Origin of the sequence: Bradyrhizobium pachyrhizi (assembly GCF_029714545.1) — a bacterium.
In the GTDB taxonomy this organism is placed as follows: domain Bacteria; phylum Pseudomonadota; class Alphaproteobacteria; order Rhizobiales; family Xanthobacteraceae; genus Bradyrhizobium; species Bradyrhizobium pachyrhizi.
In genome coordinates this window covers 8,841,219-8,851,675 of sequence record NZ_CP121667.1, presented here as the reverse complement: position 1 = coordinate 8,851,675, position 10,457 = coordinate 8,841,219, and the positions used below count along the sequence as shown (strand labels likewise).

The window sequence follows — 10,457 nt, the reverse complement described above, 5'->3', positions numbered from 1 at the left end:
TGCCTTCGTACTTCCAAGTCTGAGAGATAACCGTTGCGAAAGCGCCGTGCAGGTTTCCTGCCGCGGCGCGACCTCTAGCGGGCGCGGTCTGCTCCGGACAAAGCTCTCCCGTGTGGCGGCCATGCGCCACCCGACAGATCAGCTGTTTGGAGAAGATGCGCCCCGCGAGGTCAGCGCGTACTCGACGGACGCTTCGGGTGGGAGCTGACGTCCGAGGGGTTGATTACGGCACCACTGGAAATTTGCGCTTCGGCTGTCGTTGGTTCGACTGCAGTGATGATACCGTAAGGCATAAGACCTCCCCCTCCCGCCGCGACGTATCGCGGCAAGTTGTCAGCTTGCTCGTGTCTTCAAGTTCGAACTGCCGCTACCGAACACCGAAATGCCCGGCGCTTCGCCGCCGCCGTGTCGTCGTCAACCCGTTCACTCGCTCCGCGTTCCCGCTGCCAGATTCCGACTGACGTCCTGGTCTCTCTTGTTCGATCCCCCAAATTGCCGGGGACATCGCCGGAGAAATTTTGACACAGGTCGACCGTCCTCATATCGCTATGAGCCGTCAATCCAGCTTCGCTTGGAAAGCGTCGCTAACGCACACACCGCCGCCGATTTGTGCGTCCGCCCCTGGGTCTCAAACCGCGCTGATCTGGAGAGCCGTGGGCGTCGCGAACAAGAAATAAATACACCAAGCTGATTTTCTGACAATCCGTGGATTCGACGGGGATCGAGACTCTTCGCGACTGTTGCGGCGGCGCCGACGCTGAGTTGCGAAAGCAAGTTTTTGAATCAGCGCACAGATTCACGCGTGTCACAAACGACGGTGCAATACCAAAAATTTTTCATAGAAAATTTACATTTGGTCTCGCGCCGGTCATTTTTCCAATCGCTGTTCGGCGCTATGTGCATAAGTAACTCGCGAGACGTCATTTTTCTCGATTACTTTTGCAGGGTAACCCCGCTTCGCAAATTTCGACGCGAGAAGCCGGCGCGCTATTCCATCTATCTAGCTTAGCGAAGAACAATCTGTGCGCGAGTGCTCCGCGTTAAGCATGTTGAGCCGGTAGAACTACGGACGCGACGAAACATGACACGCAGTTCGTTGCGCGGCAACGCCGACTCTTCTCGCGCTATGAAACTTCCACGACAAAATGCGAGACAAAAACAAAAAGCCCGGCGCGAGCCGGGCTTCGTGACAAGTGTGTTTTTCAGTCAGCTCGCTCGGCGAGCTTTGCTTCGCGAGCTCTACTTGGCGAGCTTGGCGATCCGCTGCGACAGACGCGACACCTTACGGCTCGCGTTGTTCTTGTGAATGATGTTGCGCTGCGCTGCCTTCATCAGCTCGGGCTCGGCGCGGCTCATCGCCTTCAGTGCCGCCTCGCGGTCGCCGCTCTTGATCGCTTCCTCGACAGTGCGCACCGCGCCACGCATCTGCGTGCGGCGCGACTTGTTGACGATGGTACGGCGGGCAATCTTGCGGGTCGCCTTCTTGGCGGAGGTGGTGTTGGCCATGGTTCTCTAACTGTCCTTCGGCGGTGATCGCTCGGTGGTCGGGCTTGCGCGCACCGGCCGGTTCAAATCCCAACTCTGATGTATTTGTCCAAGGTGGTTTTCTTGGGTGTCCTTGAGGCGGCCATGCGAAGAGCGCAAAATGCTGCCCCCGCATGCGGCACTGTCCAAAGAACAGCGGCGGCAGGATTGCGCCCGCCGCCATCGGCCGGTCTTATAGATGGCGCGGGCTTAAGCGTCAACGCTTTCGGGACCCAAAAAGGGCCCGAAATCGCCCCGGCGGGGGCCGGATAAGCCGCTGAAGAGGTTGAATTTCCGGGGGGCGCCCGGTAAGGCCTGACGACGCGTGGGGCGCGACTGGGAGTTAGGGTGACGCATGATCCGCGGCTTTTTCCGTCTGATCGGCCTTCTGCTGCTGGCCGGCAGCTTCATCTTCATGGTCTATGACGGGGCCCGCTACGTCGCCGACCAGAGCCTGCGGTTCACCCAATTCGGCCAGTTCTGGAACGACATCCACCAGTCGAGCCAGCAGGCATTCCATGCCTGGGTGGATCGCTTCGCGCCCTGGCTCTGGAATGACGTGATCCGCCTGCTTCTGGAGCAGCCGGTGTTCGCAGTGCTCGGCATTGCCGGCATCCTGCTGATGATCCTGTTCCGGCCGCGCAAGCCCCTGATCGGCTACGCGCGCGACTGACTTGTCGGCAGCCCTCCTTGGCTGCAGCGCCCCGTAACGGGGCTGCCATCATCCGCGTAAGGACATATATAGGTGACAGCCGGCCCGCAGGCCGTTGCCGCGTCGGCCGATGTCCCGCCTGGAGGTGTCCATGTTGTTCATGCGCAAGACCACTGCGTTGCCAAGCGCCGCCGAGGCGTTGCCGGGCCGCGCGACGCCGATCCCGACCGCGATCACCCATTTCGTCAATGGCAGCAAGTTGCAGCCGCCTTATCCGCAAGGCCTCGAGCAGGTGGTGTTCGGGCTCGGCTGCTTCTGGGGCGCGGAGCGCAAATTCTGGGAACTCGGCGAGGGGATCTACACCACCGCGGTCGGCTATGCCGGCGGCCACACGCCGAACCCGACCTATGAGGAAGTATGCTCGGGGCGCACCGGCCACACCGAAGTGGTGCTGGTCGTGTTCGACCCGAAGAAGATCTCCTACGAGAAGCTGCTGAAGACGTTTTGGGAGAACCACAACCCGACGCAGGGCATGCGCCAGGGCAACGACATCGGTACGCAATATCGCTCCGCGATCTACACGTTCAGCGACGCGCAGCGCAAAGCCGCCGATGAGTCGCAGGCGATGTATCAGAAGGCGCTTGCCGCCAAGGGCCTCGGCGCCATCACCACCGAGATCGCGCCGGCCGGTGAATTCTACTTCGCCGAGGACTACCACCAGCAATACCTCGCCAAGAATCCGGCGGGCTATTGCGGGCTCGGCGGCACCGGCGTGTCCTGCCCGATCGGCGTCGGCGTCACCGCCTGACCGTCTTGTTGAGAAAGAGCCCGCTCCGGAAAGCCGGTTTGCGCTCTTCCCGGGCACGGCTCCAAGCCAATGGGAGGCCGGCTTTTCCGGCCTCCCGCTCGATCCTCGAAAACCCTTTGTTAACCATAAGTGGTGCAAGACTGGGCCTGTCTCGCCGTTGAGGGATAGGTCCGGTGCCGGTTGCACGCGCGTTACGATTGCCGATCACTGCCGTTGTGGCTGCGCTCGCGCTGTCTGGCTGCATGAGCACGTCCGGTCCCGTCGCCGTCGGCCCGCAAGGAGTCGATGCCGTCACCTACGGCCCGGCCTACGCACCCGCTCCAGTTGCCGATGCAGGCGGCGGCGGTGCGATCAGCACATTGCGTTCCGCCTTCGCCAGCGCGTCCCCTGGTTATGGCTATGCCGCACCGGCCGCCGCCCCGGTCGTCTATGCCGCCGCCTCCCCGGGTGGACCCCCCGCCGGTTACGACAACGGATATCACCTTGGCCCCGGCGACAAGCTCCGCGTCGTGGTCTACGGCCAGGAAGGCCTGACCAATTCCTATGCGATCGACGCCGCGGGCGCGATCACCATGCCGCTGATCGGCTCGGTGCCGGCACGCGGCCGCACGCCCGCCGGGCTTGCCGGCGAAATCTCGGCACGGCTGCGCAACGGCTATATCCGCGAGCCTTCGGTGGCGGTCGAGATCGAGTCCTATCGTCCGTTCTTCATCCTCGGCGAAGTCCAGGCCCCCGGCCAATATCCCTACGTGCCGAACATGACGGTCGAGAGCGCGGTCGCAATTGCCGGCGGCTTCTCGCCGCGTGCCCGCCGCGACAGCGTGACGCTGACCCACACCGATGCGTCCGGCTCCGGGCGCTTCGTGGTGCCGCTGGGCACGCCGATGAGCCCGGGCGATACGGTGTTCGTCGGCGAGCGCTGGTTCTGACGAAGGACAGCGTCCTTCGTCATTCCGGGTTCGCCCTATCAGCGTAGATGTTTTGCGAAAAATTCCATGCTGCGTGGCCAGGCGATGTCGGCGCTTGCCTTGTCGTAGCTGGCGCGCTCGTCGCAATGGAAGCCGTGCTGCGCGCCGGGATAGATGAGGACGTCGACCTCGGGCCGCTTCGACTTGATGGTCTCGACATCGCCCAAGGGAATGCCGGCATCCTTCTCGCCGAAATGCAGCTGCGTCGGCACCGCCGGCCTGTCGTCGGCGAAGCGCACGACGGCGCCGCCGTAATAGCCGACCGCGGCTGACAGCCCGGCCAGCCTGGTGGCGGCCGCATAGGCGACGCTGCCGCCAAGGCAGAAGCCGATGATGCCGACCGGACCGACCGACTTCACCGCGTCGATCGCCGCCTGGGTGTCGCGCAGCATCGCGGCCCAGTCCGGATTGGCGACGAACTTCCGCGCCTCGGCGATCTCGTCGGGGGAATAGCCGCTCTGGAAGTTCGGCGTGATGCGGTCGAAGATCGAGGGCGCAACCGCGACATAGCCGTCCTTCGCCAGTCGGTTACAGACCGAGCGGATGTGGTGATTGACGCCAAAAATCTCCTGGATCACGACGACCGCGCCCTTCGGCGCGCCGGCAGGATCGGCGCGATAGGCGCCGAGTTCGAAGCCGTCCGAAGCCTTGAGTTTGATGTCTTGTCCCATGGTCCATCCTTGTCAGTTGGGGGTTGCATGAAGCTTCTTGGCGATCCCTGCGAAAGCCGATCATGCATTGAGCATGATCTAGCGCCACATCCAGTTCTCGCCCCAGTCGGCCTTCCAGCCGGTCAGCCGGTGTTTGCGGAATTGGAGGAAGAGGCGGTCGTGGTGCGGAAACAGCCCGCTGCCGCCGAGGTCGCGGAAGGTCAGGAAGATCTCGTTGCCGGGCCGTCCGCTGACATAGGTGAGCGGCGTGCCGAGCGCGCGCTGCGCGTCCGCAACGCCCATGCCGAACGCCAGCGGCGTGGTGTTCGACAGCGTCGCGGTGAAAGTGGATGGGGCTGTCACGAACGGCAGCTTCTGCGCGCTCGCCCCTGTCGTCGCCGCAGTCAGCAACAAGGCAACGGCGATTGTCTTCATGACGCGGGCTTTCCTGGCGCGTCGGCTTCAAGGCCATCCAGGAACGGCAGCACCGCGGCGATGAAGGCCTGCGGCTGGTCAATGTTGACGGCATGGCCGGCGTTCGGAATCACCGCCTTCTGCGCACCGGGGATCTTCGCCGCCATGTAGTCGGACGCCGCCAGAAACGGCGTGTCGTCGGCACCGACCACAACCAGCGATGGCACCTGGATCCCGGGCAGCGATTCGATCACCCGTGCATCGCGCTGTGCCAGCATGCCGCGCGCGGCCAGCGCGAGGCCCCTGGCGTTGCGATGGGTGACCGACGCGCGCTCGGCGCTCAACGATCTCAGCACCTCGAGCCCTTCGCGGTCGAAGCGGTCGCCGGTGTCGCGGGCGCGCTGGTTCCAGACATCGCGGGCGTCGTCCTTCTTGAAGCCCGGGCCGGTGTCGATGATCAGCAGCGCCCGCACCCGCTCCGGATGGACGCGGTGAAAGGCGAGCGACATGTAGCCGCCGAGCGACAGCCCGCCGACGATTGCCTTGTCGGCGCCGGTGGCGTCGAGGAGAGCGGCGATGTCGCCGACCGTCAGCGCTTCGCTATAGGCATCGGGATCGTCGGGATAGTCGGACTGGCCGTGCCCGCGCATGTCCCACAGGATCAGCTTGTGGCGTTGCGACAGCGCCTCGATCTGGCCCTGCCACATCGTCGAGGTCGAGGAATAGCCGTGGGTCAGGATCAGCGGCGGGCCGCTGCCGTGAACCTCGTAGTAGATCTCGACGCCGTTGCGGTTGAGCTTGGCCATTGACGGGCTCCTTGTGTTTCTCTCGCCGCTGTTATCGGACGGCGTTGCCGGTGCTTGCTGCCGACGCTTTGAGCAAGCGCCTGTCGATTAGACACGAACGCTGGCATTCCAAAAAGCGTCTGCCGTTGCCGCATCGCACAACAGGCATCTTCGGAAATTTATTCTTTTCGAGCAATTCCAAATTGGATTGCCTCCAGCCGGGAACCGGATCATTGTTTCGGCAACTGTCGCTTACCCGGTGGGCGCCGGCCAAGACCCAACAGTGAGTTGCCGCCGTAAGCGGCTTCCTACACCGGAAGGGGAGAGAGATGCCAAATCTCAATATCAACGGACGGAATATGTCCGTCGAGGCGGCCAATGACACGCCGCTGCTTTGGGTCATCCGCGAGCAATTGCAGATGACGGGCACCAAATTCGGTTGCGGCGCCGGTCTGTGCGGCGCCTGCACGGTTCACGTCAACGGCGAAGCGGTGCGGTCCTGCCAGACCTCGGTCGCCGACGCCGTCGGCAAGAAGATCACCACCATCGAAGGCCTCTCCGCCAAGGGCGATCATCCCTTGCAGAAGGCCTGGGTCGCTGAGCAAGTGCCGCAATGCGGCTACTGCCAGTCCGGCCAGATCATGCAGGCGGCGGCGCTGCTGTCGAAGAACACCAACCCGACCAAGGAAGAAGTGGTCGCGCATATGGACGGCAATCTCTGCCGTTGCATGACCTATTCACGAATCCAGAAGGCGATCATGCGCGCTGCGTCCGACATGCGCACCGCATCGGCCACCGGATCCGAGCGGAGGGCCACATGAACAAGCACGTGAAAAACCTCGCTCCAGAGACGACCGATCTCAGCCGCCGTTCCTTCCTGGTCGGCACCGCTGCTACCGGCCTCGTACTCGGCTATGCCGGGTCAGGCATCGACCAGGCGCTCGCGGCACCCGCGCCCGCCAACTTCGAGCCGAGCGTCTGGTATTCGATCGCGCCCGACGGTCTCGTCACCGTGACCTGCGGCAAGGCCGACATGGGCCAGCACGTCGCCTCGACCATGGCGCAGATCGTGGCCGAAGAGCTCGGCGCGAACTGGAAGGACATGCGGGTTCAGCTCGCCTCCAACGATCCGAAGTTCAACGACCCCGTGCTGGGCGCGCAGATCACCGGCGGCAGCTGGTCGACGATGATGAACTTCGATGCGATGAGCCGCGCCGGCGCAGCCGGCCGTATCGCATTGACCGAGGCGGCGGCGGCCTCCATGGGCGTGCCGGCCGGCGAGCTGGTGGTACGCGATTCCAAGATCAGCCACGCAAAGTCGAAGAAGTCGATGTCGTTCGCCGAGGTGGTGAAGAGCGGCAAGGCGACCAAGACCTTCACGGCGGATGATCTGAAGGCGATCAAGCTGAAGACGCCCGACCAGTACACCATGATCGGCGTCTCGGTGCCGCAACTCGACATCCCGTCGAAGACCAACGGCACGGCCAAGTACGGCATCGACGTGATGGTGCCGGGCATGGTCCACGGCGCGCTGGTCACCCCGCCGGTGCGTTACGGCGCCACCGTGAAGTCGGTCGACGATAGCGCGGCCAAGAAGCTGCCCGGCTTCATCAAGGCCGTCACCCTCGACGACAAGACCACAACCACGACCGGCTGGGTCGTCGCGGTCGCCAACACCTATGCGCAGGCGAAGAAGGCCGCCGCGGCGCTGAAGATCAGCTATGACGGCGGTCCGAACGCAAAGCTGTCGAGCGAATCGCTGCTCACGGAAGCCAAGCGGCTTCAGGGACTGGACGATTCCGGCCAGTTCTTCGTCAAGGACGGTGATCCCAAGGCGGCCTTCGGCTCGGCGGCCAAGGTGCTGGAGGCGGAATACACCACCAACATCAACATCCACGCGCCGATGGAGCCGATGAACGCCACCGCGGAGTTCAAGGGCGACATCCTGCACATCTATTCCGGCAACCAGTTCGCGACGCGCTCCGGCGCGATTGCGGCCGGCGCCGCCGGGATCGATCCGAAGTTCGTGGTGATGCACCAGATGTGGCTGGGCGGCGGTTTCGGCCGGCGTCTCGACGCCGACATGATGGTGCCCGCGGTGCAGGCGGCGAAGGCCGTCGGCAAGCCGGTCAAGGTCATCTACACGCGCGAAAACGACATGACGATGGATTTCTCGCGTCCGCTGACCTACCAGAAGGTGAAGGCCGGCATGGACGGTGACGGCAAGATCGTCGCGATGAGCCACGACGTGGTCTCGGCCTGGCCGACCGCGCGTTGGGGAATCCCCGATTTCCTCACACCGTCGGTCGACAAGAAGGGTCCGCTCGACTCCTTCACCGTGAACGGAGCGGACTTCTTCTACACCGTGCCCAACCACTATGTGCGGGCGATCAAGAACGAGATGGCGCACAACGCCACCCCGTCGGGTCAGCTCCGCTCGGTGGCGCCGGGCTGGACGTTCTGGGCGGTCGAAAGCATGATCGACGAGATCGCGCATGCGACCGGCAAGGACCCGGCGCAGCTGCGCATCTCGTTGCTCGACGGCAAGGGCAAGAACGACGGCGGCGCGCAGCGTCTCCGCAACACCTTGCTCGCTGCGATGGGCCTTGCCGGCTACGGCACCAAGCAGCTGCCCAAGGGCGAAGGCATGGGCGTTGCGTGCGTGTCGTCGCAGGAGCGCGCCACGGCGAGCTGGACCGCCTGCGTCGCCCATGTCGCGGTCGCCCCGTCGGGCGAGGTGACGGTGAAGAAGCTGACGGTTGCGACCGACGTTGGTACGCAGGTGAATCCCGACGGCATCCGGGCCCAGGTCGAGGGCGCGGCGCTGTGGGGCCTGTCACTGGCGCTGTTCGAGAAGGCGACGTTGAAGGACGGCGGCATCGAGCAGACCAATTTCGACAGCTACACGCCGCTTCGGATGAGCCAGCTGCCGGAAGTCGCGGTCAACGTCATCGCCAATGGCGAGAAGGCGACCGGCGTCGGCGAGCCCGCGGTGACGGTGGTGGCGCCGGCGATCGGCAACGCCGTCTTCAACGCGGTCGGTGCCCGCGTCCGCGGCCTGCCGATCACCGCGGAAGCCGTCAAGGCTGCGATGAAGGCGTAACGATCTGAACGAACAAGAACGCCGGAGAGCACGAGCTCTCCGGCGTTTTCCTTTGCTCCGCGCGTCGGCCGGGCGGTGACGGCATCAACTTCGACGCCGCAAAAATTCATGATTCGCCGCCGATCTGCGTATCTGCATTGATTTTCGGTCGGCCTGATTTTGCTGGCGGATTCGGCGATCGCTCAAATTGTATCCATTGCGCTTAAGCGCCGTTCAGCATCCCCATTAAGCCGGAGGGAACGCATCGTCAGGTAGCGTCCCGGCGTCGGTCGTTACTGCGACGGGGATGCCATGACTGCCTTAGCCAACAACCAGACTTCGAAGCGCCGCCTGCTGCTGGCGTCAGATCGAAGCGATCAGAGCAACGAGCTCGCCAGCATCCTGCGCTCGGTGGGCGAGGTCGATACCGTTCCGACCTCAGATATTCCCGAGCAGCCGGGCCGCGATCTCTCCGGCATCGTCGTCGACATCAACCTGCGCTCGCCCGAAGCCGTGCAACTCGTCCGCGCCAAGCTGCAGGCCGATGCCTATCGCGAGATGCCGCGGCTGTTCGTGCTGGCGGATGCCTTGCATCACGCCTCGATGCAGGCCTGGGCGCTCGGCGCCACCGACACGATCTCGCGGCCGTTTGATGCGCGCGGCATCCTGCAGCGCATCCGCGCCGCATTCCCCGACGATAGCGGCTATGACGAGACCGATCGCGGCAAGGCGCTCAACCGCGGCGTCGAAGCCGCGCACGGCGTGATGGTCAAGATGTTCGAGCGGATGCGCGCCGGCGAGCCGCTCAAGTTCGAGGACATCGTCGCCGCCGAGAACAAGATCCTCAAGGCGATCAAGCATAACTCGCTGCGCGAGTGGCTGACCACGGTCGGCTGCCATCACCAGGAGACCTATCGCCACTGCCTGTTCGTGACCGGCTTCGCGGTCGCGTTCGCGCAGCACCTCGGCATGCGCGAGGACGACCAGCGCCGGCTCGCCCGCGCCGCGCTGCTGCACGACGTCGGCAAGGCCTTCGTTCCGGTCGCGCTGCTCGACAAGCCCGGCGCGCTGACGGTCGAGGAAATGGCCGAGATGCGCGAGCATCCGCGCCGCGGCTACGAGGCGCTGTCAGCGCAGGGCGGCTTCCCGCCGGAAATGCTCGACGTGATCCTGCATCACCACGAATTCCTGGACGGCACCGGCTATCCGAACGGCCTCAGCGGCAACCAGATCAGCGACATCGTCCGCGTCACCACGATCGTCGACGTCTATGCCGCTTTGGTCGAGAAGCGCGCCTACCGGCTGCAGTTCACCCACGCCAAGGCGTTCTCCATGATGGAGGAGATGGGCGGCAAGCTCGACCAGCAATTGCTGCAGGCGTTCCGCCCGGTGGCGTTCGGGCATTATTGATCTCCAACGGTTTTCGCCGTCATAGCGAGCGAAGCGAAGCAATCCATCGCTCCGCGTGTGCGGGCCGATGGATTGCTTCGTCGCTTCGCTCCTCGCAATGACGCCTTTGGCGCGGATCCTAGCCAATCAACGCAAGTCGTCCTCCTTACCTCCGCCTAGATTCC

Annotated in this window: 10 protein-coding genes; 6 read left to right on the top strand and 4 right to left on the bottom strand. The window is 64.1% G+C overall.

Annotated features, from left to right (window positions below; all coding sequences use genetic code 11):
• Positions 1-1,239 precede the first annotated feature (1,239 nt).
• Positions 1,240-1,506: a 30S ribosomal protein S20 gene (gene rpsT, locus QA639_RS41705; RefSeq protein ID WP_016842667.1), complete on the bottom strand. Its 267-nt coding sequence runs from the start codon at positions 1,504-1,506 to the stop codon at positions 1,240-1,242.
• Between the two features lie 373 nt (positions 1,507-1,879).
• Between rpsT and QA639_RS41700 the strand changes: the two genes are divergently transcribed.
• The 3 genes from QA639_RS41700 (at position 1,880) to QA639_RS41690 (ending at position 3,913) form a co-directional block, all read left to right on the top strand.
• Positions 1,880-2,197, top strand: coding sequence for a hypothetical protein (locus QA639_RS41700; RefSeq protein WP_016842666.1), 318 nt, complete (start codon positions 1,880-1,882; stop codon positions 2,195-2,197).
• A gap of 130 nt (positions 2,198-2,327) precedes the next feature.
• On the top strand, positions 2,328-2,984 hold the full coding sequence (gene msrA, locus QA639_RS41695) for a peptide-methionine (S)-S-oxide reductase MsrA (RefSeq protein ID WP_028335553.1): 657 nt from the start codon (positions 2,328-2,330) through the stop codon (positions 2,982-2,984).
• Positions 2,985-3,157: 173 nt separating this feature from the next.
• Positions 3,158-3,913: a polysaccharide biosynthesis/export family protein gene (locus QA639_RS41690; RefSeq protein WP_028335554.1), complete on the top strand. Its 756-nt coding sequence runs from the start codon at positions 3,158-3,160 to the stop codon at positions 3,911-3,913.
• A 38-nt stretch (positions 3,914-3,951) separates the two neighbouring features.
• Here the strand turns inward: QA639_RS41690 and QA639_RS41685 are convergent, their stop codons facing one another.
• From QA639_RS41685 to QA639_RS41675, 3 genes are all read right to left on the bottom strand, one after another.
• Positions 3,952-4,623 (bottom strand): dienelactone hydrolase family protein, encoded by a 672-nt coding sequence (locus tag QA639_RS41685; RefSeq protein ID WP_028335555.1) that lies wholly within the window; start codon positions 4,621-4,623, stop codon positions 3,952-3,954.
• 78 nt (positions 4,624-4,701) lie between these two features.
• Positions 4,702-5,037 carry a hypothetical protein gene (locus tag QA639_RS41680; RefSeq protein ID WP_028335556.1) on the bottom strand — a complete coding sequence of 112 codons (336 nt, stop codon included), beginning with the start codon at positions 5,035-5,037 and terminating at the stop codon, positions 4,702-4,704.
• On the bottom strand, positions 5,034-5,822 hold the full coding sequence (locus tag QA639_RS41675; RefSeq protein ID WP_283088922.1) for an alpha/beta fold hydrolase: 789 nt from the start codon (positions 5,820-5,822) through the stop codon (positions 5,034-5,036). Before QA639_RS41675 ends, QA639_RS41680 begins: the two co-directional genes overlap by 4 nt.
• A gap of 308 nt (positions 5,823-6,130) precedes the next feature.
• Between QA639_RS41675 and QA639_RS41670 the strand changes: the two genes are divergently transcribed.
• The 3 genes from QA639_RS41670 (at position 6,131) to QA639_RS41660 (ending at position 10,293) form a co-directional block, all read left to right on the top strand.
• Complete coding sequence (locus QA639_RS41670; RefSeq protein ID WP_026192016.1) at positions 6,131-6,622, top strand: (2Fe-2S)-binding protein; 492 nt, start codon at positions 6,131-6,133, stop codon at positions 6,620-6,622.
• Complete coding sequence (locus QA639_RS41665; RefSeq protein WP_283088921.1) at positions 6,619-8,904, top strand: xanthine dehydrogenase family protein molybdopterin-binding subunit; 2,286 nt, start codon at positions 6,619-6,621, stop codon at positions 8,902-8,904. Before QA639_RS41670 ends, QA639_RS41665 begins: the two co-directional genes overlap by 4 nt.
• Before the next feature lie 291 nt (positions 8,905-9,195).
• Positions 9,196-10,293: an HD-GYP domain-containing protein gene (locus QA639_RS41660; RefSeq protein WP_050383395.1), complete on the top strand. Its 1,098-nt coding sequence runs from the start codon at positions 9,196-9,198 to the stop codon at positions 10,291-10,293.
• Positions 10,294-10,457 lie beyond the last annotated feature (164 nt).